The sequence below is a fragment of the Pseudomonas sp. THAF187a genome (assembly GCF_009363395.1).
Taxonomy (GTDB): domain Bacteria; phylum Pseudomonadota; class Gammaproteobacteria; order Pseudomonadales; family Pseudomonadaceae; genus Aquipseudomonas; species Aquipseudomonas khazarica.
The window spans coordinates 829,633-853,268 of record NZ_CP045349.1 but is presented as its reverse complement, the minus strand read 5'-3'; the positions used below and the strand labels follow the sequence as shown (position 1 = coordinate 853,268).

General features: G+C 63.4%; 24 protein-coding genes. 15 read left to right on the top strand and 9 right to left on the bottom strand.

The window, feature by feature from the left end; all coding sequences use genetic code 11:
- Nucleotides 1-34 precede the first annotated feature (34 nt).
- The 6 genes from FIV02_RS03885 to FIV02_RS03860 all read right to left on the bottom strand — a co-directional run bounded on the left by FIV02_RS03885 (nt 35) and on the right by FIV02_RS03860 (nt 6,672).
- Complete coding sequence (locus tag FIV02_RS03885; RefSeq protein WP_152487854.1) at nt 35-1,354, bottom strand: TldD/PmbA family protein; 1,320 nt, start codon at nt 1,352-1,354, stop codon at nt 35-37.
- Complete coding sequence (locus tag FIV02_RS03880) at nt 1,354-2,796, bottom strand: TldD/PmbA family protein (RefSeq protein ID WP_152487853.1); 1,443 nt, start codon at nt 2,794-2,796, stop codon at nt 1,354-1,356. Before FIV02_RS03880 ends, FIV02_RS03885 begins: the two co-directional genes overlap by 1 nt.
- 69 nt (nt 2,797-2,865) lie before the next feature.
- Entirely contained in the window at nt 2,866-3,012 is a 147-nt protein-coding gene (locus FIV02_RS03875) for a DUF2474 domain-containing protein (RefSeq protein ID WP_037046168.1), read from the bottom strand.
- A gap of 77 nt (nt 3,013-3,089) precedes the next feature.
- A complete protein-coding gene (gene cydB, locus FIV02_RS03870) occupies nt 3,090-4,097 on the bottom strand; it encodes a cytochrome d ubiquinol oxidase subunit II (RefSeq protein WP_037046165.1) in 1,008 nt (335 codons plus the stop codon).
- A 2-nt stretch (nt 4,098-4,099) separates the two neighbouring features.
- Nucleotides 4,100-5,539, bottom strand: a complete 1,440-nt coding sequence (locus FIV02_RS03865; RefSeq protein WP_152487852.1) for a cytochrome ubiquinol oxidase subunit I — start codon at nt 5,537-5,539, stop codon at nt 4,100-4,102.
- 242 nt (nt 5,540-5,781) lie between these two features.
- Complete coding sequence (locus tag FIV02_RS03860) at nt 5,782-6,672, bottom strand: LysR substrate-binding domain-containing protein (protein WP_152487851.1); 891 nt, start codon at nt 6,670-6,672, stop codon at nt 5,782-5,784.
- Nucleotides 6,673-6,814: 142 nt separating this feature from the next.
- On the opposite strand from FIV02_RS03860, the gene FIV02_RS03855 reads away from it, so the two are divergent.
- Complete coding sequence (locus FIV02_RS03855; protein WP_152487850.1) at nt 6,815-9,844, top strand: FAD-binding and (Fe-S)-binding domain-containing protein; 3,030 nt, start codon at nt 6,815-6,817, stop codon at nt 9,842-9,844.
- A gap of 164 nt (nt 9,845-10,008) precedes the next feature.
- On the opposite strand, the gene FIV02_RS03850 is transcribed toward FIV02_RS03855, so the two are convergent.
- A complete protein-coding gene (locus tag FIV02_RS03850; RefSeq protein WP_134676947.1) occupies nt 10,009-11,286 on the bottom strand; it encodes an acetyl-CoA C-acetyltransferase in 1,278 nt (425 codons plus the stop codon).
- A gap of 225 nt (nt 11,287-11,511) precedes the next feature.
- Here FIV02_RS03850 and FIV02_RS03845 point away from each other — a divergent pair, with 225 nt between their 5' ends.
- Entirely contained in the window at nt 11,512-12,867 is a 1,356-nt protein-coding gene (locus tag FIV02_RS03845; RefSeq protein WP_152487849.1) for a 3-oxoacyl-ACP reductase, read from the top strand.
- 127 nt (nt 12,868-12,994) lie between these two features.
- Here FIV02_RS03845 and FIV02_RS03840 read toward each other — a convergent pair whose 3' ends face one another.
- Entirely contained in the window at nt 12,995-13,987 is a 993-nt protein-coding gene (locus tag FIV02_RS03840) for an AraC family transcriptional regulator (RefSeq protein ID WP_152487848.1), read from the bottom strand.
- Nucleotides 13,988-14,177: 190 nt separating this feature from the next.
- On the opposite strand from FIV02_RS03840, the gene FIV02_RS03835 reads away from it, so the two are divergent.
- The 8 genes from FIV02_RS03835 (at nt 14,178) to FIV02_RS03800 (ending at nt 18,865) form a co-directional block, all read left to right on the top strand.
- On the top strand, nt 14,178-15,035 hold the full coding sequence (locus tag FIV02_RS03835; protein ID WP_152487847.1) for a MaoC/PaaZ C-terminal domain-containing protein: 858 nt from the start codon (nt 14,178-14,180) through the stop codon (nt 15,033-15,035).
- A 210-nt stretch (nt 15,036-15,245) separates the two neighbouring features.
- On the top strand, nt 15,246-15,551 hold the full coding sequence (locus FIV02_RS03830; protein ID WP_037046147.1) for a nucleotide pyrophosphohydrolase: 306 nt from the start codon (nt 15,246-15,248) through the stop codon (nt 15,549-15,551).
- The gene (locus tag FIV02_RS03825) at nt 15,548-16,297 is read left to right on the top strand and encodes a methyltransferase domain-containing protein (RefSeq protein ID WP_047584413.1); all 750 of its coding nucleotides are present in this window, start codon (nt 15,548-15,550) and stop codon (nt 16,295-16,297) included. Before FIV02_RS03830 ends, FIV02_RS03825 begins: the two co-directional genes overlap by 4 nt.
- Nucleotides 16,298-16,373: 76 nt before the next feature.
- The gene (locus FIV02_RS03820) at nt 16,374-16,955 is read left to right on the top strand and encodes a DUF4136 domain-containing protein (RefSeq protein WP_134676952.1); all 582 of its coding nucleotides are present in this window, start codon (nt 16,374-16,376) and stop codon (nt 16,953-16,955) included.
- A gap of 18 nt (nt 16,956-16,973) precedes the next feature.
- Nucleotides 16,974-17,531, top strand: a complete 558-nt coding sequence (locus FIV02_RS03815; RefSeq protein ID WP_371923264.1) for a DUF4136 domain-containing protein — start codon at nt 16,974-16,976, stop codon at nt 17,529-17,531.
- Between the two features lie 16 nt (nt 17,532-17,547).
- Nucleotides 17,548-18,030, top strand: a complete 483-nt coding sequence (locus FIV02_RS03810; RefSeq protein WP_152487846.1) for a GNAT family N-acetyltransferase — start codon at nt 17,548-17,550, stop codon at nt 18,028-18,030.
- A complete protein-coding gene (locus FIV02_RS03805; protein ID WP_152487845.1) occupies nt 18,027-18,395 on the top strand; it encodes a DsrE family protein in 369 nt (122 codons plus the stop codon). The genes FIV02_RS03810 and FIV02_RS03805 overlap by 4 nt, the downstream gene beginning before the upstream one ends.
- Before the next feature lie 8 nt (nt 18,396-18,403).
- Nucleotides 18,404-18,865 (top strand): glycine cleavage system protein H, encoded by a 462-nt coding sequence (locus tag FIV02_RS03800; protein ID WP_152487844.1) that lies wholly within the window; start codon nt 18,404-18,406, stop codon nt 18,863-18,865.
- A gap of 102 nt (nt 18,866-18,967) precedes the next feature.
- On the opposite strand, the gene FIV02_RS03795 is transcribed toward FIV02_RS03800, so the two are convergent.
- Complete coding sequence (locus tag FIV02_RS03795) at nt 18,968-19,174, bottom strand: hypothetical protein (protein WP_152487843.1); 207 nt, start codon at nt 19,172-19,174, stop codon at nt 18,968-18,970.
- Nucleotides 19,175-19,429: 255 nt separating this feature from the next.
- On the opposite strand from FIV02_RS03795, the gene FIV02_RS03790 reads away from it, so the two are divergent.
- The 5 genes from FIV02_RS03790 to FIV02_RS03770 all read left to right on the top strand — a co-directional run bounded on the left by FIV02_RS03790 (nt 19,430) and on the right by FIV02_RS03770 (nt 23,604).
- Complete coding sequence (locus FIV02_RS03790; RefSeq protein WP_080757014.1) at nt 19,430-19,636, top strand: hypothetical protein; 207 nt, start codon at nt 19,430-19,432, stop codon at nt 19,634-19,636.
- A 442-nt stretch (nt 19,637-20,078) separates the two neighbouring features.
- Nucleotides 20,079-20,489 (top strand): hypothetical protein, encoded by a 411-nt coding sequence (locus FIV02_RS03785; protein ID WP_152487842.1) that lies wholly within the window; start codon nt 20,079-20,081, stop codon nt 20,487-20,489.
- A 1,245-nt stretch (nt 20,490-21,734) separates the two neighbouring features.
- Nucleotides 21,735-22,301, top strand: coding sequence for a hypothetical protein (locus tag FIV02_RS03780; RefSeq protein ID WP_218571700.1), 567 nt, complete (start codon nt 21,735-21,737; stop codon nt 22,299-22,301).
- Nucleotides 22,302-22,319: 18 nt separating this feature from the next.
- Nucleotides 22,320-23,126: a serine protease gene (locus FIV02_RS03775; protein ID WP_152487841.1), complete on the top strand. Its 807-nt coding sequence runs from the start codon at nt 22,320-22,322 to the stop codon at nt 23,124-23,126.
- Between the two features lie 76 nt (nt 23,127-23,202).
- Nucleotides 23,203-23,604 (top strand): hypothetical protein, encoded by a 402-nt coding sequence (locus tag FIV02_RS03770; RefSeq protein ID WP_152487840.1) that lies wholly within the window; start codon nt 23,203-23,205, stop codon nt 23,602-23,604.
- Nucleotides 23,605-23,636: the final 32 nt, after the last annotated feature.

The window sequence follows — 23,636 nt, the reverse complement described above, 5'->3', positions numbered from 1 at the left end:
GTAGCCCGGATACCATCCGGGGCACGCGCAGGACCTACAACGTCAGGGTGAAGCGCGACAGCAAGGCACCGGGCAGCGCCATGGAGCCGGTCTGGCGGGCGCCGTAGGTGCCTCCGGGCAGCAGCAGCTCGGGCGTTCGGCTCAGCGCCTCCAGATGCTCGCCGAAGAAGCTGAACAGCGAGTCGTCGAAGCGCATGGTACTGACCGGGGCCTGGATCTCACCGTCCTCGACCCAGAAGGTGGCGAAGCGGGTCATGCCGGTCAGGCGCCCGGCCGGCAGGTCGGAGAAGTTGCAGTACCACAGGTTGCCGATGTACAGACCGCTACCCAGGCGCGCGAGCACCTCACCTTCCTCCAGTTCGCCGCCGTGCACGCGCAACGACAAGGGGTATTCGCCGCTGCACGCGCCGTTGGCGGTCAGGCCGTATTCGGCGGCGCTGCGCGAGCTGACCAGGCGCTCGCCGGGCTGCCCGGCACGGATCAGCGTCGCGGCCTGCCGCGGCCCTTCGCGGGTGAACGCCGGCGCCAGGCCGCCCTCGATACGCTCATCCATGCTCAACAAGGGGCTGAGCGCGGCCTTGCCGCTGAACAGGCGCTGCAGCGGGCTGCCGCCTGAGGCCAGCGCCTGCGCACCGAAGCCCCAGCAGAACAGGCCGAACAGCTCCTCCAGCGCCGCCGGGCTCAGGTAGGCGCGATAGTCCCCCGGCGCCAGCGCTCGCAGCGGTCGCCCGAGGTAGGCCAGTTGCTGGCGCGCGCCATGCAGCTTGCCGGCGAAGACCTCGGCATCCCAGCGCTCGCCGGCGTAGGTGCTTTTCACCGCCTGCGCGTTGCCGTGGAACAGACTGAACTCGAGATTGAAGCTGCTTGCCACGTGCCAGCCAAAGGCCCCCCAGGAGCTGGCGAAGCCCTGATACTGCGGCCCGGCGGCGAGAAAGCCGACCAGGTCCAGCCCCTGCGCCAGCTCGCTGATCTGCACGGCCATGACGGCGGCATCCTGCGGCGCGACCGCGTCGCTCGATTCGCTGCGCCAGGCCTCGCGGTTCAGGCGCAGATAGGGATCGTCAGGCAGGCCCGGCAGGATGGCGCGCAACTGCTGCACAGCCTGCTGCAGCAACGGCAGGTCGGCCTCCCGCTCGCCACTGAGCGCCAGCTTGCTCTCGGCATGGCGCAGGCCCCGGTACAGCGCCAGGGTGACGTACACCTGGCGTACCGTACCGGCCTGGCGCACACGGCCCTGATTGAAACGAATGAAGGCCGAGTCCTCGGCGTCGTAGCCAAGGGTGAAGCCTTCTTCACCGGCCAGCTGCTCCTGCAGGAAGGCGAGCAGCCCGTTGAAATGCTCACGCGCGCGCATCAGGCCGCCCCTCCGAACACATCGATGTCAGCGAATACGCAGGCCGGCGAGGCATGGCCGACGCGAATCACCTGATTGGGCTCACCCTTGCCACAGTATGGTGTGCCCAGCACCTCGAAGGTGCTGGCATCGCCCACCGCCCGCAGGTTGCGCCAGAACTGCGCGCTGATGCCGCGATAGTTGGGGTTCTTCACCACGCCCTTGAGCTCACCGTTCTCGATCAGCTGGCCCCACTCGCAGCCGAACTGGAACTTGTTGCGCGCGTCGTCGATGGACCAGGAGCGGTTGTTGCTCATCAGGATGCCCCGCTCGATGCCACCGATCAGCGCGTCCAGACGCTTGTCGCCCGGCTCCAGATTGAGATTGGCCATGCGATCGATCGGCGGCCGGTTCCAGCTGCAGGCACGGCTGTTGGCGACGCCCGGCAGGCCACTGCGCCACTGCGACAGCGCGCCGCCGAGGGGGCGCTGGAGAATGCCGTCGCGGATCAGCAGCTCGCGCCTGGCGGGCGTGCCGTCATCATCGAAGCCGTAGCTGGCCAGCTCGCCGGGGACATCCGGAGCGAAGCTGACGTTGAGCAGGGGCGAGCCGTAGCGGTAGTGACCGAAGTCCTCCTGGCGGATGAAGCTGGTGCCGGCGAAGTTGCGCTCGTCGCCGAGGATGCGGTCCAGTTCCAGCGGATGGCCGATGGATTCATGGATCTGCAGGATCATCTGGTCCGGCAGCAGCAACAGGTCGCGCGCACCGCTGGGCGTGTTCGGTGCCAGCAGCAATTGCAGCGCCTCGTCGGCGATGCGCGCGGCGCTGCCGGGCACCCCCAGTTGCCCAAGCACCTCGGCGCCACCCTGGCGCGCCAGGTGGGTCCCGCCGAAGCTGCGGCTCTGGCTGTCGTTGCCGTCGCTGGCGGTCACGCCCACCTGCGGGAACACGTAGCGCTGAGCACGGCGCAGGCGGGCCCCTGCACTGTTGAGGTAGATCTGCTGGTGATCGGTGAAGACCAGGCCCAGGTGGCTGTCCACCAGCCGGCTGTCCTGCGGGATGCCCGCTGCCTCGCTGAGCAGCCAGTCGAACCAGTGCGCCGGTTGCGCCGGCGACTGTGCGTAGCCCGGCATGACGTCATCGGCGCACGCCTGCGGCACCGGCTGCGCCAGCACGTCCAGCAAGTGCCGGCCAGCCAGGGCACGGGCAATCGCCTCGGCCCGCTCCAGCGCGTCCTGCAGGCCGCACTGGCTGATGTCGCTGGTCGCCGCATAGGCCTCGACGCCCGCGATACGCACCGTGAGCATGGCGCCGCCGTCCAGCGAGAATGACGGTGCCTGCGCCACGCGCCGGCGTACCCAGTAGGACTCCCGGCCTTCCTGGACATGACGCAGCGCCCAGAAGTCAGCCGTGGATTTCAGCGCGGCAAAGCGCCGTTGCAGGGTGTCGCTGAGGGCGAACATCGGGCCTCCTTGGCAAACGACCAGAGACGGCCAGTATGGGAACAACCCGGCAGAGGATCAATTGCGCCCTCAGCCCGGCGTGCCCAGCCCCGCCGCGCTCATGAACAGGCGCAGCAGCCAGGCCACCACGCCGAGGGCAGTGACGCTGCAGGCCCAGATCAGCACCAGCCAGCCCAGGCGCTGCCACAGCGGCTTCTTCTCTTCGACTTCGGTCATATCGCCTCTCTCGCCCCCCGATTCAACGCGCCACCCGCCGGAGCCCGCTGCCAGCGCAGCAGGCTTCGCGCAGATTCTCAGTGGTAGCCATCATCCACCGTGACCTTGCCGCGGAACACGTAGTAGCTCCAGGCGGTGTACATGAGGATGAAGGGAATGATGAACAGCGCCCCCACCAGCATGAAGCCCTGGCTCTGCGGCGGTGCAGCGGCCTGCCAGATGCTGATCGACGGCGGGATGACGTTCGGCCACAGGCTGATGCCCAGGCCGCTGTAGCCGAGGAAGATCAGCACCAGGGTGAGCACGAACGGCGAATAGTGCGCGTTGTCGGCCACCGCCTTGAGCAGCGCCCAGGTGCACAGCAGCACCAGCACCGGTACCGGCATGAACCAGAACAGGTTGGGCAGGCTGAACCAGCGTTCGGCGATGGGCGCATGGGCGAACGGCGTCCACAGGCTGACGATGGCCGTCACGCCGAGCAACACCAGCACCAGCGGTCGCGCCATGTCGTGCATCTGTTGCTGCAGGCGGCCTTCGGTCTTCATGATCAGCCAGGTGCAGCCGAGCAGCGCGTAGGCCGCGATCAGGGCCAGCCCGCAGAACACCGAGAACGGCGTCAGCCAGTCGAAGGCGCCACCGGCGAAGGTGCGATCGACCACTTCGAAACCGTCGATATAGGCACCCAGCGCCACGCCCTGGCAGAAGGTCGCGGTCAGCGAGCCGCCGATAAAGGCCTTGTCCCACAGATGCCGCTTGGCGGCCTTGGCCTTGAAGCGGAACTCGAAGGCCACACCGCGGAAGATCAGCCCCAGCAGCATCAGGATCAGCGGCAGGTAGAGCGCATCCAGCACCACCGCATAGGCCAGCGGGAAGGCGCCGAACAGCGCCGCGCCACCGAGCACCAGCCAGGTCTCGTTGCCGTCCCAGACCGGCGCGACGGTGTTCATCATCACGTCGCGCTCGCCGTCGTCACGGACGAAGGGGAAGAGGATGCCGATGCCGAGGTCGAAGCCATCCATCACTACGTACATCATCACACCGAAGGCGATGATCACCGCCCAGATCAGCGGAAGGTCGATACCCATGTTCAGTTCCTCTCCGGCAAGCTGTCGGTTTCACCGTCTTCCAGGCCTTCTTCCGCAGCGGACATCGGCCGTGCCGGGGTCCGCGGCTGGCCAGGCCCGCCTTCGGTGCTGTCCTTGCCCTCGTCGATCTTCGGCCCCTTGCGCACCAGACGCAGCATGTAGCCGATACCGGCGCCGAAGAGGACGAAATACACCAGCACGAACAACGCCAGGGTGATGCCCATCTGCGCTGCACTGTGCCCGGACGAAGCATCGGCGGTGCGCATCAGTCCATGGATGATCCACGGCTGGCGGCCGATCTCGGTGGTGTACCAGCCGGCGAGAATGGCGATGATCCCCGAGGGTCCCATCCACACCGCCAAGTGCAGGAACGGCCGCGACTGGAACAGGCGCCCGCCGCGCCGCAGCCAGGTGCCCCAGAGGCCGACCAGGATCATCAGCAGGCCCATGGCGACCATGATGCGGAAGGTCCAGAAGACGATGGTGGAGTTGGCCCGGTCCTCCGGGGCGAATTCCTTGAGCGCCGGTACCTGCTTGTCCAGGCTGTGGGTCAGGATCAGGCTGCCGAGCGCGGGAATCTCCACCTTGAAACGCGTCTCCTCGCGCTGCATGTCCGGCCAGCCGAAGAGGATCAGCGGTGTCGGCTCGTCACCGATGTTCTCCCAGTGGCCTTCGATGGCGGCGATCTTCGCCGGCTGGTACTTCAGCGTATTGAGGCCATGCAGGTCGCCGATGAAGGCCTGTACCGGCGCCACCAGCAATGCCATCCATACCGCCATCGAGAGCATCTTGCGGATCGCCGGGTTGTCGCGTCCACGCAGCAGGTGCCAGGCCGCCGACGAACCGACGAAGAAGGCGGTGGCGAGGAAGGCCGCCGTGGCCATGTGCGCCAGGCGATAGGGGAACGACGGGTTGAACACCACGGCGAACCAGTCCACCGGAATCACCCGCCCGTCGACGATCTCGAAGCCCTGCGGGGTATGCATCCAGCTGTTGGAGGCGAGAATCCAGAAGGTCGAGATCAGCGTGCCGATGGCCACCATCACCGTGGAGAAGAAGTGCAGGCCCGGGCCGACGCGGTTCCAGCCGAACAGCATGACGCCGAGGAAGCCCGCCTCGAGGAAGAACGCGGTGAGCACCTCGTAGGTCAGCAACGGTCCGGTGACCGCCCCGGCGAAGTCGGAGAAGGCGCTCCAGTTGGTACCGAACTGATAGGCCATGACCAGGCCGGAGACCACCCCCATGCCGAAGTTGACCGCGAAGATCTTCGACCAGAAGTGGTAGAGGTCGCGGTACACGGTGTTGCCGCTCTTCAGCCACAGCCCTTCGAGCACGGCCAGATAACTGGCCAGACCGATGGTGATGGCGGGAAAGATGATGTGGAACGAAATGGTGAAGGCAAACTGGATTCGGGCGAGATCGAGCGCCTCTAGGCCGAACATGTTACATCCTCATTCAGGGTTATCTCGGCCCCGGCACGCAAAGCCGAGCCATAGACTCCGAGTGTTGGAGTCGAACGCGCTGGAATTGTTCTTATGAAATGAGCAACGGCCGGCAAGCCGCTGGAGACGACGCGCGAAACGCGGCATTGATCTGGATCAATGCACGTTGAAAGACTAGCCGCTAATGGGCCACCTGGCGCTGTGGTGATTTGCCGCGTGACAGGCCGCCACAGGTGCCGCGCTCAACGGCCAAGTTCGGCGAGCAGCCACTGGCGGAACGCCTTGAGCGAGGGCAGTACCGCGTTGCGCGGCGGATAGGTCAGGCAGTAGGTGCGCTGGCTGGGAATCGCTTCGCCGACGCGCAGCAGATGGCCATGGCGCACGTCGTCCTCCACCAGCAACTGCGGCACCAGGCCCACGCCGATACCGCTGCGCACTGCCTGCAACAGGTGCGAGGTCAGCTCGAAGTTGGGCCCGCTGCGCATGCGCTCCGGGGCCAGGCCATGGCGGGCGAACCAGCTGGCCCAGAGCGGCGGATGGCTGGCCACCTGCAGCAGCGTCTGCGCGGCGATGGTCTCGGCGTCGACCACCTCGCCCGCCGCCAGCAGCGCGGGGCTGGCGACCACCACCATGGTTTCTTCCAGCAGCGGGTGCACCACCAGTTCCGGCCAGTCGCCGCTGCCGACGGTGATCGCGGCGTCGATCTCGCCGTCGGTGAAATCCACCGCCTGGATGCGCGAATGCACATGCACCTGCACGCCGGGGTTGGCCGCGTAGAAGCGATTCAGCCGGGGCAGCAGCCAGGTCGAGCCGAAGGTCGGCAACAGCGCCAGGCGCAAGGTGCCCATGCCGGAGCCATAGGCCACCGCCTGCAGCGTGGCGCTGCGGATCTGCGCCAGGGCATCGCCGAGTTCACGCAGGTACAACCGGCCCACGTCGGTCAGCACGATGTTGCGCCCCTCGCGGCGAAACAGGCGCACGCCCAGCTGCGCCTCCAGCGCCTGCACCTGACGACTGACCGCACTCTGCGTCAGCGACAGCTCCCTGGCTGCACGGGTGTAGCTCTCGTGCCGGGCAGCGGCCTCGAAGGCCAGCAGCAGCGACATCGAAGGCGTCAGGCGCCGGTGATTCATTCATATTCCTCATGAATTGATCGCGAAAAATACCCTTGTAGCACGGTCATGGCCCTTGGAAAATCGACATTATCCATAACGATACCGAGCCGTAGCCCTTCGCATTCAGAAGGTTTGAACGGCCATCTGCCGAGAACCGACCATGATTGCCCGCATTCCCACGCCCGCCGCACCGGCGGCCCCCTACCTGGCCTTTCTCGACGCCCTGCGCGGCGCCGGCTTCCGCGGCGAGATCGCCCGCGATCACGCCAGCCGCACGGTACTGGCCACCGACAACTCGATCTACCAGCGCCTGCCGCAGTCGGCGGTGTTCCCGCTGGATGCGGAAGACGTGCAGGTCCTGGCCCGTGTCGCCGCCGAACCGGCCCATCGCAGCGTGCGCCTGACTCCGCGCGGCGGCGGCACCGGCACCAACGGCCAGTCGTTGACCGACGGCGTGGTGGTGGACCTGTCGCGGCACCTCAACCGGATTCTCGAGATCGACCCTGCAGGGCGCTGGGTGCGGGTGCAGAGCGGCGTGGTCAAGGACCAGCTCAACGCCGCCCTCGAGCCGCACGGCCTGTTCTTCGCCCCGGAGCTGTCCACCTCCAACCGCGCCACCATCGGCGGCATGATCAACACCGACGCCAGCGGCCAGGGCAGCTGCACCTACGGCAAGACCCGCGACCATGTGCTCGAACTCGACAGCGTGCTGCTCGGCGGCGAGCGCCTGCGCAGTGCCGCACTGGACGACGAGCAACTGGCCCAGCAGCTGGCGCGCCAGGACCGGGTCGGCGAGCTGTACCGCTGCGCCGAGGCCATCCAGCGCGAGAAGGCCGAGCTGATCGAGGCGCGCTTTCCCAAGCTCAACCGCTGCCTGACCGGCTACGACCTGGCGCACCTGCGCGAGGCCGACGGACGCTTCAACCTCAACAGCGTGCTGTGTGGCGCCGAAGGCTCGCTGGGGCTGATCGTCGAGGCCAAGCTCAACGTACTGCCGATCCCGCGCTACTCGGTGCTGGTCAACGTGCGCTACGCCAGCTTCATGGACGCCCTGCGCGATGCCCGCGCGCTGCTCGAACATCAGCCGCTGTCGATCGAGACGGTGGACTCCAAGGTGCTCCTGCTGGCCATGCAGGACATCGTCTGGCATGGCGTGGCCGAGTACTTCCCGCAGAATCCGGACGTCCCGACCCTGGGCATCAACCTGGTGGAATTCAGCGGCGATGAGCCGGAGGAAGTCGACGCCCGCGTCGCCGCCTTCGCCCGGCACCTGCAGCACGACAGCAGCGTGCAGCGCCTGGGCCACACCCTGGCGACAGGCCGCGCCGCCGTGACCCGCGTGTACACCATGCGCAAGCGCGCGGTGGGCCTGCTCGGCAACGTCGAGGGCGAGGTGCGCCCGCAGCCGTTCGTCGAAGACACCGCCGTGCCGCCGGAGCATCTCGCCGAGTTCATCGCCGAGTTCCGCGCCCTGCTCGACGGCCACGGCCTGGCCTACGGCATGTTCGGCCACGTCGACGCCGGCGTGCTGCACGTGCGCCCGGCACTGGACATGAAGGACCCGGCCCAGGCGGCCATGGTGCGGCCGATCTCCGACGCCGTGGCCGAGCTGACCCAGCGCTACGGCGGGCTGCTCTGGGGCGAGCACGGCAAGGGGGTGCGCTCGGAATACGCGCCGGCCTTCTTCGGCGAGCTGTACCCGTCGCTGCAGGCGCTGAAGCACGCATGCGACCCGCACAACCAGCTCAACCCGGGCAAGATCGCCACGCCCCTGGGCAGTGACGAAGCCCTGCTGAAGATCGACGAAGTGGTGATGCGCGGCGACCTGGACCGGCAGATCGACGAGCGTGTGTGGCAGAGCTACGGCAGCGCCGTGCACTGCAACGGCAACGGTGCCTGCTACAACTTCGACCCTAACGACGCCATGTGCCCGTCCTGGAAGGCCACCCGCGAGCGCGTGCAATCGCCCAAGGGCCGCGCCTCGCTGATCCGCGAATGGCTGCGCCTGCAGGGCCTGGCCGGCGTCGACGTGCTGGCCCCGGTCGCCAGCGGCCCGTTGCAGTTCCTGCGCACGCTGCCCGAGCGCTGGCGCAACAGCCGCCAGGGTGGCGACGACTTCTCCCACGAGGTCTACGACGCCATGGCCGGCTGCCTGGCGTGCAAGTCCTGCGCGGGGCAATGCCCGATCAAGGTCAACGTGCCGGAGTTCCGCTCGCGCTTCCTCGAGCTCTACCACCGCCGCTACCTGCGCCCGCTGCGCGACTACCTGATCGGCTCGCTGGAGTTCAGCCTGCCGCTGCTGGCCCACCTGCCCTGGCTGTACAACGCGCCGATGGGCTCGCGCCTGGTCAATACGCTGCTGGCCGAACGCCTGGGCATGGTCGACAGCCCGACGCTCAGCGACTTCGACTTTCGCGCCGTCTGCCGGCGCTTCGCCGTGCAGACGGCGACGCCAAAGCGCCTGGCCGAACTGGACGAGAGCCTGCGCGCCAGGAGCCTGATCCTGGTGCAGGACGCCTTCACTCGCTACTTCGAGACACCGGTGTTCGCCGCCTTCATCGAACTGGCCAGCCGCCTCGGCTATCGGGTACTGCTGGCGCCCTACTCGGCCAACGGCAAGCCGCTGCACGTTCAGGGCTTCCTCGGTGCCTTCGCCCGCACCGCCCGGCGCAATGCCCGGCGCCTGCAGGCACTGGCGAACTTCGGCATTCCGCTGGTGGGCCTGGACCCGGCCATGACCCTGGTCTACCGCCAGGAATACGCCAAGCTCGACGGCCTCGACTGCCCTCCGGTGCTGCTGCCGCAGGAATGGCTGGCCGAGGTACTGCCGAGCAGCGACGCCGAGGCGCCGAGCGGCAGCTACCGGCTGCTGGCACACTGCACCGAGAAGACCAACGCCACCGCGGCCACGGCCCTGTGGGGCCAGGTGTTCCGCCAGGCCGGCCTGCAACTGGCGACACAGGCCACCGGCTGCTGCGGCATGTCCGGCACCTACGGGCACGAGGCGCGCAACCTGGAGACGTCACGGGCGATCTTCGCCCAGTCCTGGGAGCCGGCCCTGGCTCGTGAGGACGCCGGCGAAGCGCTGGCCACCGGCTATTCCTGCCGCAGCCAGACCCAGCGCCTGCGTCAGCAGCGCCTGCGCCACCCGATCGAAGCGCTGCTGGAGCACAACCGCGCGCGCGGCTAGGGCGCCACGCTGCGGCGAGACACCCGCAAGGCTGTACGGCTTCGCGCCGGGCTGAGCGCTGCAGCAGGGCGAAAAAAAGGGCGGCCACGCGCTACGCGGGCCGCCCGAATCACGGAGTTGCTTACATCGCGTGACCACGATGACTTGTGGCCACCCGTATTGGATTACCGTTCGAGGATTGCGGTCACACCTTGACCGCCTGCGGCGCAGATGGAGATCAGCCCGCGCCCCTCGCCGGCCGCCGCCAGCAGCTTGGCCAGGTTGGCGACGATGCGCCCGCCCGTCGCGGCGAACGGGTGTCCGGCGGCGAGCGAACTGCCCTTGACGTTCATCTTGCTGCGGTCGATGGAGCCCAGCGCGGCCTCCAGCCCCAGGCGCTCCTTGCAGTATTCGGCATCCTCCCAGGCCTTGAGCGTGCACAGTACCTGGGCGGCGAACGCCTCGTGAATCTCGTAGTAGTCGAAGTCCTGCAGGGTCAGGCCGTTGCGTGCCAGCAGGCGCGGCACGGCGTAGACCGGCGCCATCAGCAACCCCTCCTTGCCCTGGACGAAATCCACCGCTGCCGCCTCGCCGTCGCGCAGGTAAGCGAGTACCGGCAGGCCACGGGCCTTGGCCCACTCTTCACTGGCCAGCAGCACCACCGAAGCGCCGTCGGTCAACGGCGTGGAGTTGGCCGGCGTCAGGGTGCCACGCGGGCCGCGTTCGAAGCAGGGCTTGAGCGTCGCGAGCTTCTCCGCGCTGATGTCCGGGCGCAGGTTCTGGTCGCGGGTCAGGCCCAGGAACGGCGTCATCAGATCGTCCTGCCAGCCCTCGGCATAGGCCGCCGCCAGCTTCTGGTGACTGGCCAGCGCCAGCTGGTCCTGCTCGTCACGGGGGATGGCCCAGCGCTGCGCCATCAGCTCGCAGTGCTCGCCCATCGACAGCCCGGTACGCGGCTCGCCATTGCGCGGGATATGCGGCGCGAGGTGGCGCGGACGAATCTTCAGCAGGCTCTTGATCTTGTCGCCGGTGCTCTTGCCACGATTGGCCTCCAGCAGAATCTGGCGCAGCCCTTCGTTGACGCCAATGGGGGCATCGGAGGTGGTGTCGACGCCACCGGCGATACCGCAGTCGATCTGCCCGAGGGCGATCTTGTTGGCCACCAGGATCGCCGCTTCGAGGCCGGTTCCGCAGGCCTGCTGCAGGTCGTAGGCCGGGGTTTCCGGCGCCAGGCGCGAGCCCAGCACGCACTCGCGGGTCAGGTTGAAATCACGCGAATGCTTGAGCACCGCGCCGGCGACCACTTCGCCGAGGCGCTCGCCGTGCAGGTTGAAGCGCTCGACCAGGCCCTCAAGGGCGCTGGTCAGCATCTCCTGGTTGCTCGCCCGGGCGTAGAGGGTGTTGGAACGGGCGAACGGAATACGGTTGCCGCCTACGATGGCGACCCGGCGCAACTGGGTCATGAGGACTCCTTGCTGGTCGAGAGAGCGAAGAGACGAGCGACTGCGCGTCAGCCGGCCCCCGGAGAATGTCAGGTTTACACTTTAGCGTTCTGGCCGCACAGGCTAAACCTCGCGCCGTTGCGAACATTGGCCGCCTTGCCGGCACATGAGGCAACAGAGTCAATTGCGCTTTGCCGACTGCCGCGTACAGTGGCAGCACTTCCGATTCGTCCGCAGGAGTCTTTCATGTCCGACCGTTACCTCGCCTTCGCCAACTCCTCCACTGGCCGTCGCCTGGTCGGCGCACTCGGCCTGCCGGCCCCGGTACGCCTGGAGCGCTGGATGGCCGGCCGAGCCAGACCGGTGGACGGCGCCCTGCTGTTCGGGGGCGAGGGTGACCTGCTGAAGAGCGTGCTGCCGTTCGCCAACAAGCTCACCGACCAGCTGTTCGCCACGCGCGAGGGCCAGCTGGAGCTGCCGCGCTGGACCGCCGAGCACGGCCCCAGGCTCAAGGCCCTGGTGTTCGACGCCAGCCACCTGACCCGCTTCGAACAGCTGATCGAACTGCGTGATTTCTTCCAGCCGACCTTCAAGGGCCTGGCCAACAGCCCGCGTGTGGTGGTGCTGGGGCGCGCCCCCGAGTCGATCAAAGACCCCATCGCCGCCAGCGTGCAACGCTCGCTGGAAGGCTTCACCCGCTCGCTGGGCAAGGAAATCCGTCGCGGCGGCAGCGTGCAGCTGCTCTATGTCGGCAAGGGCGGCGACCAGCAACTTGAAGGCGCGCTGCGCTTCTTCCTGTCGCCGAAGAGCGCCTACGTCTCCGGCCAGGTGCTGCGCCTGGGCGCCTGCGCTGAACAGGTGAAGGACTGGACACGGCCGCTGGCCGGCAAGAAGGCCCTGGTCACCGGCGCCTCACGCGGTATCGGTGCCGCCATCGCCGAGGTGCTCGCCCGCGATGGGGCCGAGGTCGTGCTGCTCGATGTCCCGCAGGCGGCCGATGCACTGCAGGCCCTGGCCGCGCGCCTGGGTGGCCAGGCCGTGACCCTCGACATTTGTGCCGAGGACGCGCCACAGCGCCTGGTCGAAGCCCTTCCCGAGGGGCTGGATATCGTCGTGCACAACGCCGGCATCACCCGCGACAAGACCCTGGCGAAGATGAGCGATGCATTCTGGAACTCGGTGATCGACGTCAACCTCAAGGCGCCGCAGGTACTGACTCAGGCGCTGCTGGACGCCGACAAGCTGCACGACAACGGCCGCGTGGTGCTGATCGCCTCGATCAGCGGTATCGCCGGCAACATGGGCCAGACCAACTACGCCGCGAGCAAGGCCGGGGTCATCGGCCTCGCCCAGGCCTGGGCGCCGGCACTGGGCAAGAAAGGCATCAGTATCAACGCAGTGGCGCCGGGTTTCATCGAGACCCAGATGACCGCCGCCATTCCGCTGGGTATCCGCGAAGCCGGGCGCCGCATGAACTCGATGAGCCAGGGCGGCCTGCCACAGGATGTCGCCGAAGCCGTGGCCTGGTTCGCCCAGCCCGGTTCCGGCGCAGTCACCGCGCAGGTGCTGCGGGTGTGCGGACAGAGCCTGCTCGGGGCCTAGCCGCAACGACCCGGCGCGTAGCCTGCAATCAGGAACGCGTCGGGGTTCGGTGCACTACGACAGAAGCGTGCAGCTAGGCAGGGATGGGCGGCGACCGTCGCCACTCAAGCGCCGGCCACTTCCCGCGTCACGCTTTGCCGCGCTTGCGGAACTCCACCGGGGTCTCCCCCACCCAGCGCTTGAACGCACGGTAGAAGGTGCTCGGCTCGGAAAAGCCGGTGCGCTCGACGATCACCTCGATACGCTCATCAGTCTTGAGCAACAGGTCCTTGGCCAGGCGGCAGCGGTAATCGGTGATCAGGTCGTTGAAGCGCACGCCGGCCATCGCCAGGCGCTCGCGCAAGCGTCGGGCCGGCATGTTGAGGCGGCCGGCCACCTGTTCCAGCGTCGCGCCACCGTCGACCAGCAGCTCGGCGATCAGCTCGCGTACCTGGCGCACCAGGTCCAGGCGCTCCACCTCGGCCAGCTGCCGCCGCGCCAGGGACTCGTGCATGCGCAGCAGTTCCGGGGCGGCGTGGCGCGAGGCCTTGTCCAGCACCGCGGCATCGAACAGCAGCGCGCAGTCCTCGGCCCCCAGCCGTACCGGGCAACCATAGACCGCCTGGTAGCGCTCGGCTGGCGCACCCTCGGCGTGCATGAAACGCACCTCACGTGGACGAAAGTCGTTTTCGGTCAAGGCGGCGAACAGGCGGATCACCGCGCCTGCGAGCATCTCCGGAAAGTGCCGCGGGGTATCGGCTTCGACACCGAGGGTCAGCACCGCCATCTCGCCGTCGACGGCAAGATGGGCGTTGAGGGTATCGGAGAGCAGCCGCACGTAGCGCAGCGCATGGCGCAGACCGGCGCCGAAGGTTTCACTGGAGAGAAACAGGTATTCCAGGAGCAGGCCATGGAACGCCGGCAGATGCTCGGCCAGGAACAATCCCACATGCGCCTCGCCGCACTCTTCGCTGGCGGCTTTCCAGAACGCTGCCTGCGCGGCATGCGGGAAGCGGCCAGCCGGGAGTCCGCCAGGAGGCAGGCCAACCCGCACCAGCACACGGTCGGGGTCGGTTCCGCTGGCGCGCAGGGCATCGATTACCGGGCGCATCAGCGCCACATCGTCGGTCAGATCACGCATGATTCCTGCTGTTCTTCTTATTAGTGAGCGTTATTCGTGAACGGCGCCATCTTAGGGGCAGCGGGCCGCCGTGCGCAAACCGCGCAGCAGAGGGATTGGCTGCCCGGCATGCACGCAAGGCAGCACAGCCAATGCCAGCGCGTCAGCGGCGGTTAAGCTACTGCCATCCATTCGCCAAGGAGTTCGCCCAATGGCCATCGACTGGCTCGATCTCGACACCCCGCCGACCCTGCCCGGCCTGTTTCTGCGCGCAGCCCTGCGGCGCAAGGTGACCGGTCGCCAGCTGCCCGACCTCGGCCTGCGCTGCCGCGTGGAAGTGGACCCGCAGCACCTGGCGCGCTATCGCCAGGTCTGCGCCATCGATGACAGCCCGTACCTGCCGCCGGTGTACCCGCATGTGCTCGCCTTCGGCCTGCAGATGCAATTGCTCACAGACCGGCGCTTCCCCTTCCCGCTGCTGGGCCTGGTGCACCTGGAGAATCGTATCCGCGTGTTGCGCCCGCTGGGCGGACTGGGGCCGTTCCAGGTCAGCGTGCAGGTGGCCGATCTGCAACCCCATGACAAGGGCGCGACCTTCAGCCTGATCACCCGCCTGGAAGACCAGCTCGGCCTGCTCTGGGAAGGCGACAGCCGCATCCTCTGCCGCGCCCTGCGCCTCGACGGCCAGGTGCAACCGCGTGCCGAACGAACGCCATTGGAGCTGACGTCACTGGCCGACTGGTCCGCCCCTGCCGACACCGGCCGCCGCTATGCGCGCGTGGCCGGCGACTACAACCCGATTCACCTGTTCGCCGTCACCGCGCGGCTGTTCGGCTTCCCTCGCGCCATCGCCCATGGGCTTTGGAACAAGGCGCGCAGCCTGGCAGCGCTGCAGGGGCATCTGCCGCTGGCCGGCTACGAGGTCGAAGTGCGCTTCCAGAAACCGGTCCTGCTGCCCACCCACGTGGCCCTGCAAGCCAGTGCAGCCGCGCCCGCTGGCCAGTTCCACCTGATCGGCGAGCAGGATACGCCGCACATGGCCGGGAGCTGGCAGCCGCTGCAGCGTTGACCTAGGGCGGCAAACACGCTTGGTGCAGGAGCCGGCTTGCCGACGATCAGCGGCTGCGCGTGATCGCCGGCAACACCGCCTCGACGCCTGGCCTGAACAGGCTCCGGGAAGGCTGCCGAAGCGAGGCCCCGAGTTGCATCCGGGCGTCACACTCCGCTTGCAGCGCATGGCGTTCGCGCCGAAGCTATGCGGCTCGAAAGGAGCCAGCCGATGAACCTGCCCGAACTCACCGCCCGCATGCACGCCATTCGCGATCACAACGACTGGCGTCGTTACCAGAGCCCGAAGAACCTGGCCATGGCCGCCAGCGTGGAAATGGCCGAACTGGTGGAGATCTTCCAATGGCTGAGCGAAGAACAGTCGCGCCAGCTGCCCCCTGAACAGCTCGCCCACGCGGGGCAGGAAGTGGCCGACGTGGTCCTCTATCTCCTGCAGCTGTGCAGCGAACTGGGCCTCGACATGAATCAGGCGGTGCTCGACAAGCTCGCCGACAACGAACGGCGCTTCCTCAAATGAGCGACCGCCACTTCGATGAACTCGCCACCCGCTTCGCCGAGAAGATCTACGGCGGCGCCAAGGGTGCGATCCGCCTGGCCGTGCTCCAGGCCGACCTGGCCGAAGCCTTGCCGGAGCGCAAGCTGCGCGTGCTCGACGTTGGCGCCGGGCTCGGCCACATGAGCCTGTGGCTGGCCCAGCGCGGCCATGACGTTACCCTCGCCGAACCTGCCGAACCGATGCTCATCGGCGCGCGCCAGCGCTTCGCCGAAGCCGGACAGAGCGCCACCTTCATCCAGGCCCCCTGGCAGGAACTGCTCGGCCAGCTGCAGCAGCCCTACGACCTGGTGCTGTGCCATGCCGTACTGGAATGGCTGGCCGAACCGGCCGCCATCCTGCCGGTACTACACCAGCTGACCGAGAACAACGGCTGGCTGTCGCTGGCCTTCTACAACAAGGATGCGCTGATCTACCGCAACCTGCTCAAGGGGCACTTCCGCAAGCTGCGCAAGGAGCGCTTCGCCGGTGAAGGCCAGAGCCTGACCCCGCAACGCCCCGTCGACCCGCGCGAACTGGCCGCGCAACTCGAGCAGCACTGGCAGGTCGAAAGCCGTAGCGGCGTGCGCGTGTTTCACGACTACATGCCGCAGGAGTTCCAGGCCAAGGCCGAGTTGGTCGACCTGCTGGAAATGGAGCTGGCGCACCGTCGCCACCCCACCTTCGCCGGCCTGGGCCGCTACCTGCACTGGATCTGCCGACCGCGCTGAGCACGTTGGACGAAGCAGGCCGGGCGGCGTAGCCTGACCCTCATCGGAGATGCCGCGCGCAACCACGGAGACGACCATGCGCACCGCCATAGCCTTACTCGTCCTGCCCCTGCTGGCGGCCTGCCAGAGCCCGAATCCGTACCAGGCCGAATCGCTGCCGATGCCGCCGGCGCCCCCAGGTGCGGCCAGCACCTTCGACCACAGCGCCTATCCGGCGGCCCAGCGCGACTACGGCCGCTACCGCAGCTGGAGCTGGCTCGACGGTCGCGCGCCGGGCGGCGAGCAACTGGCCGAAAGCGTCAGCGCTGGCCTCGACCAGTACGGTCTGCGCCCCGCCCTGCAGGGCCCCGGCGATCTGCTGGTGCACGCCCGCATCAGCCAGGAAACCCGCCAGCGCCAGTACTACGACGATGTCGGTGGCTACTACGGTGCTGGCAGCCGCTGGGATCGCCACTACGGTGCCTGGGGCAGCGTGCCCATCGTGCGCACCTACGAACAGAAAGTCGCCGTGGTACGCATCGAACTGATCGACCCGCGTGACCGCCAGGTGGTCTGGTCCGGCAGCGGCGAAGCCATCGCCGGCAAGGACCAGAGCGCCCAGGCCGAGGCCATGCGCGTGGCCATCCGGGCCGCGCTGGACGGCTACCCTCCCTATTGATCGAACGCACTGGAGCTCATCATGCGCGCCCTGCCCTACCTGCTTCTCACCCTGCTGCTGAGCGGCTGCGCCAGCGTCAGCCTGGAGCACGACTTCGACCCCAGCCGCGACTTCTCCGCCTATCGCAGCTGGAGCTGGAAGGACGCCAAACTGCTCTACCAACCCGATGACGCGCGCCTCAAGAGCGACATCACCGAGGCCCGCATCAGCCAGGCCGTCGCCGACCAGCTCGAGCAGCGAGGCCTGCGCCAGGCCAGCGCCGGCCAGGGCGACCTGAAGGTACAGAGCGTACTGATCGTCGACGAGCGCCAGGACCAGATCACCACCCAGTACGGGGGAGGCTGGGGCGGGTACTGGGGAGGCTACTGGGGCGGCCCGGCCTTCACCGAAACCCGGCGCGTCGACTACAAGGTCGCCACCCTGCAGATCGACCTGTACGACGCCCGCGACGGCAAGCTGGTCTGGCGCGGCAGCGGCGAGCAGATCATGCGCAACCAGCCGCCGAGCCCCGCCGAGCGGGAACGGGCGATCCGCGACACCGTCACCCAGGTGCTCTCGCAATATCCACCACGCTGAACGAGGAACGCAGCGCGTGAATGCCCACCTGCAGCACCGCCCCGCCACGGCCGCCGACCTCCAGACCGTGGTCGGCTTTCCACAGAACGCCGATGAACTGTTCTTCTGCTACCCCAAGGCCATCTGGCCGCTGGATGTCGGCCAGCTCGCCGCCGCCATCGCCGAGCGCCGCGACAGTGTCGTCGTGGAGCTGGACGGCAGGATCGCCGGCTTCGCCAACTTCTACCAGTGGCAACACGGCGAGTTCTGCGCCCTGGGCAACCTGATGGTGGCACCCTGGGCACGCAGCCGGGGGGTGGCGCAGTACCTGGTCAGCGTGATGGAGCGCATCGCCCGCGAACACTACAAGGTGCCGCTGATGAAGGTGTCCTGCTTCAACGCCAACGCGGGCGGCCTGCTGCTCTACAGCCGTATGGGCTACCGCGCCGTCGGCATCGTCGAGCGTCGCGCCCCGGATGGCAGCCGCGTCGCCCTGGTGCAACTGGAGAAACCCTTGTGAGTGCGGTGCGGCGTGTGCTGATCATCGTCAGCAGCGGCCCCAGCACCCCGGCCCGCTGCGCCGCGCCCTTTCACACCGCCACCCTGCTGGCCTGCATGGACGCCGAGGTCACCCTGTTCCTCAGTGGTGAAGCCGCGCAGCTCGCACAGCAGTCGGTCGCCGACACCCTGCGCGCCAGCGAACAGGGCGAGCCGATTCGCCACTTCATTCAGCAAGCGAAACTGGCGGGAGCGCGCGTGCTGATGTGCCGTGCGCCGGGCGTCGTCATCGATGAGGACGCCCTGATCCCCGAGCTGGACGAGATCGCCAGTGGCGGCGAACTGGCGCAGATGATTCTGGAGTACGATCGCGTGCTGACCCTCTGAGGACTGCCATGAACCTGCACGGCCTGGCCTTTCCCGATGACCTGCTCTACGCCCCGGAGCACAACCTGTGGTTGCGCGAAGAAGCGGATGGCTGCCTCACTCTGGGTCTGACCGCATATGGCTGCGCGCTATACGGGCAGATCTTCGCCTTCACGCCCAAGCGCGACGGTCAGCGCATCGAGCAGAACCGCAGCTTCGGCGTCGTGGAGTTCGCCAAGGCCGCCTCCTCCGCACGCAGCCCGCTGAGCGGCATCCTGCACAGCAGCAACGCCGAAGTCGTCCGGCGACCGGCCCTGATCAACCAGGACTGCTACGGAAGCGGCTGGCTGGTGAGGCTGATAGCCGATGACCTGGCGCTGCTGAAAACGCAACTGCTCACTGGCGCAGCCGCCCGTCAGGCATTCGCCGAGCGGATGACACGCGACGGCTTCGACCCGCTGGCAGAGGGCGTTCAGGTACTCGGGGACTGAAGCGAAGCGCGGAGCAGCTGTGCCGTTCCCCTGTTTCAGCGCTGTTCTTGACGCAGTCGTTCGGTGGCGATGGCTAGTTTCGCTGGCGTGCAGCATCCAGCGCTATTTGACGCAGTCCAGTTCGGCTACCTGCTCGAACGCCCCGGAGTCGATCACTGGCAGCGAGTGGGGCGCTTCAACCCGTTCCTTCAGCTTGCTCGAGAACGCCATTGCAGACGGCTGATCGTTGAAACTCATCTTCAGCGAGCCTGTACAGACGATCCATTGCTCGGTCCCCTTGCTCTCAACCTTTTCAATCGCGATATCCATGCTGCCTCCATCGGTATACGGGTTCAGATCGGCAGGTCGGGTAAAAAAAAGGCCAACCATGCGGTTGGCCTTGCCTAGTAGGTATGAGCAGCCCCCACTTGCTCAGGGTGCTGCTCCAATCTCCCTCTACGACATTGCAAAAAAATGACGATAGCCGCGTTTCTCGGCCTGTCCACTCGTCCGACGCTGATGCGCTGCAACATTTCAGTAACATTCATTGCCTACCTTGCACGCGTCTAAACCGAGGGTTTCACCTTGATCCGCAACGTACGCAAGTCGCTAGACTCCATAGCAAGCAACAATGAAGACGCGGCATTCGCGCTGATGCGCGCCGCAGAGAACACTCGGGATGAGGTACTGCGCCAGCAGATGCTCCGCCTCGTCCACCGCCTCAATCAGGATGCCGTAGACCTTCGCATGCTGCGCGACGAGGTTTCCTACGTAGGCGAGAAACGCGCCTGAGCCGGCAATCATCCGCTACCAGGTACCGCCCCTCCCCCTCGCAGGATCATCAGGCTCCTGCGAGGGGGCGAACCTACGTCTTGAAAGTGGCGGAAGGCAGTGAGAGTCGAACCCGTTTGAACCGCTGCCCTTCCCTGCCCAATGCTAGCAAAATCGGGGCTTTCGTCCCTTCCCTCCTGCCCATTGCGGCACTCTGTCGCCCGTTGTTTTCGACACTTTTTCGACACGTCAGCTAGACAGGTTCGGCGGCTATGGCTAGCTTCTTGCCGTCACGCCCCTATGCCTTAGGTCTTCGGTGTCGCTTTTCCAATCTGAAAGTGTCGCGTTTCTCACCTTTGATACGTGATAAATCAAAGGCTTGCGCCGAATTATGGTTGATTATCAGACATTACTGGGGATGTTATGCGACAGCAATGTCGCCTAATTTATAGTTAGGTATCACATGGAAATTTCGCGATTGCTAAAAAAGCGCCAGCTCAATGTCCAAGAGCAGAACGCAATCGCTGAGTACAGGCTGCTCTCCATAGCCAAATATTGGCATGAGCATCCAATACCTCCGGCCCTGTACGCCTACGGCAAAGAGCAAGGCATACTCTGGAGCGGCACAATCGTTCTACAACTTGAAATAGACTTTCCAGGTATGCCGAGCCTATTCGGAAGAATCCTAACCAATACTGGTCGTTTCATTGAGTTCGAGCTAGAAACAGATAACACCCATGAGAAACTGCTTTCGGTTGAACAATGGGAGGATGTTACAAACGCCCAAAATTTCTCCGAGCACAACAAAGGCAAGGGCATTGGTCATGGAGCCATAGCAATGAAAATTCAGAACCAACTTTGTGGTGAAAACTAACCAGTGGTTCAAATCGTTCGCTTCGCTCACTGGGACGGGCTGAAGCCCGCCCCTTAACCAAACGTTAGGCAATTATGTACCGCATTCCCAGAGACATAGATCTATCAGGAATCGTTGATGAATTCACGACGCAAGTGTTGGTTGGTCAATTCGACATCCAGTTTCGCTTTGGGAGATATAAGAAAAGGGGACAGAAAAGGGGACAGATTTATTTTATGACAGACGAGCGCAATAAATAAATTTGCCCCCTTTTCACCAGCCCCCTTTTCACTAGGTTTTTATACCATGACTAAAGCAATCAACAACTCCACCCTTGTTTTTCTACTGGCAATTCTAACCGGGTGTAGCACCAACCAACCTGCTAGTGATTTCAATAACGCAAAACAGAACTCAGCCAATATAAGAATATTACTTTCTAAACTTGAGGCTAACGGCTACTCCTGCGCAGAGTCAGACATGAGAGAAAATGAGGCGCAATACTTTACCCAAAAAAATCTGGACGCGCAGAAACACACATGTACGAAATCTAAAAACGGACTCCTTTGCGTAGATTACTTATTTATAGACGTCTTTTCTGTCAATAATGAAGTTATAGGTGGTAACGGGCAGGTAGCGCCGCAGTGCCCATAACCATAACCTAAAAAATGGTTCAAATCGCTCGCTTCGCTCACTGGGACGGGCTAAAGCCCGCCCGTTAACCAAAAGTTAGGCATTTCAAGGAGAGACTGTGCATAAATCATATACCGTTCCGTATTATGTAGCGGGTGCTTCGTTTGCTCTGGCTTCCATTTCGTCAGCATGGGCAATACGAATTATTCAACAAACACACTCTGGCTGTGTTCGTTATAACGGGGCATGCGACCAACTCCTACCACAACCAATTGCTTTTGTAGCGTTTCTTGCTCTTAGTATTGGGGCCCTAACCTTGGCTATAGTTCGCCACTACCGAGCAAAACGCGAAGCCAGAGAATAAAGCGCCTAACAATTGTATACGTCCCAACAAGTAGCGATAGCAGAAAAGAAAGAAAAGGGACAGATTTATTTCATGACAGATGAGCGCAATGAATAAATCCGCCCCCTTTCCGTGTTTGATCATGGAGAAACAATGAGCGAAGTCGTAGCAGAATTAAGAAGGGGACAGATTTATTTTTTGACAGACGAGCGCAATAAATAAATCTGTCCCCTTTTCGCCACAACAGCAATGTCGTCTAATTTATAGTTATGCCAAAACACAGCATGAGATCAATGAAAGAGATGTTTAGAAAATCATATAGCAATTACAAAATGATAAGCCCTCTACCTGTATTTTGGTGGCTAGCAATCGGGCTTGCCGTGCAACTTATCTACCCTGCAACAAAACTAAATGCTGACAACACTTCGTTGACAACACTGCAGTTTGGATTGACTTCAGCCGCAGTACTTGCATTGATAACAATGTGGTTATCTTTTCTGTGGGAGGATAAGTCAAATGAGAGTAATTTTTTAAATTTCCTTTATTCTAGCTCAAAGCAATTTTCCGAACTCGCCATGGCTGCAGCTGGCTTTTCATCAGCATATTTTATTTTGCACTCAGTTTACTGGCTTCCAGCGGTGCTACTAGCTTTCTCAATTATTCTAGCCACAAGCCTTAACCATATCTTTTTGGTCGTATTCAACGAAAGTGAAGTAGGGACGTATAGGTGGGCACTTTCGCTAGATGAAAAAGCAGGTAAGGTTTGGAGCTCGTACGGGGTCAAGGTAGTTGCCGGGCTTTTAGCTCTGCTTGCGATGGCGCTGATCAATTGCACTGTAATCTGGTGGCTAAAGGCATAACAACTGGTTCAAATTCGTATGCATAAAGAAATTTACGAAAACATTCAGAGATGCTGCGGCTATGTCACTGTTATTCTTGACGATGAAGTTATTAGTCAGGGTACTTGTTTTGCATTTACGTCAGATGGCGAAGTCCTTACCGCAGCACACGTGGTAACTGGAAGGGTACCAATACTACACAAAGATTACTCAGATCCTAATGCAAAGATATTTGTCAAGTTCGCAGGAAGGCCTGCACTTGAATATAGAGTTTCTTTTTGCAGCTTAAATATCCAATGCGCTGCCTTTACTGAAACAATACAGCTTGATATTGCCGCACTTGCACCAAAAGAAAAGCAAGACGAAGAATTTCCTTATTTGCCCGCAAGAATAATTTCGCCAAACCTAGGGCAGCAAGTATTTATTTCAGGCTTCTCTGATGATCTTTCTTTACCATTTAACATTGATAGAATTGCAGAAAAAGATTTCCCCGGAATACAAGATTTTCTTTCCGCAATGAAGAAGGGCTACATGGCCGATATGATGGGGCCATTAATCAAAAGAGCTGCTATTGGCAGCCATAGAAAAATTATCGCAGAAGATTCGAGCCAGAACATCACTGTAGAAGTTGATCTATTCTATTTGGATAATGGCGTTAATAGTGGTGCTAGTGGTGGCCCAGTGGTTAACGAAGATGGTGAGGCTATCGGTGTTATATCGCAGCGAGCAGTTACCAGTGCCAGTCAAAAATCCGCGCCAGACCTTAAAGTTCCTGCTGGGGCAACAATAGCTTTATCTTTGCACCCTATGAATGCAATTCATCAAATCATGAAGAAAAACGCATAACAAATGGTTCAAGTCGTTCGCAATGACAAGCTAAAGTCTGCTCTTTAACCGAGCGTCGGCCAAAATGGAGTACGAAATGAAATTTTATTGCGCGGCCGCCATAGCCATACTAATGACCATCAATACCTTTTGTTATTCAAGAGAACTTTATCGAGCTCCCACTGCAGGAGATAGCGGCACGTATTATGTATTAACACATGAAAAAATTGACTTGAACATTAGCAAGGTTCTGACCAGTCGAATAGGGAAGAATAACGAATACACAGACTTTACTGAGCTAAATATAAACTGCGCATCAAAACAATATCTCGAACTCGCCAGCAACAACGAAGATGGGGCGCAGGAAAAACCAACGAAACCACTTAAGGCTTGGTCTAATAACTCCAAGTGGACTTCCCTTGTGGCAGGCTCCAGCAAATATGAACTAGTTCAATTTATTTGCAAAAGGCATAGAGCCAACAATACACCGCAACAATAAAATGGGGACAGATTTATTCTCTGGCTGACGAG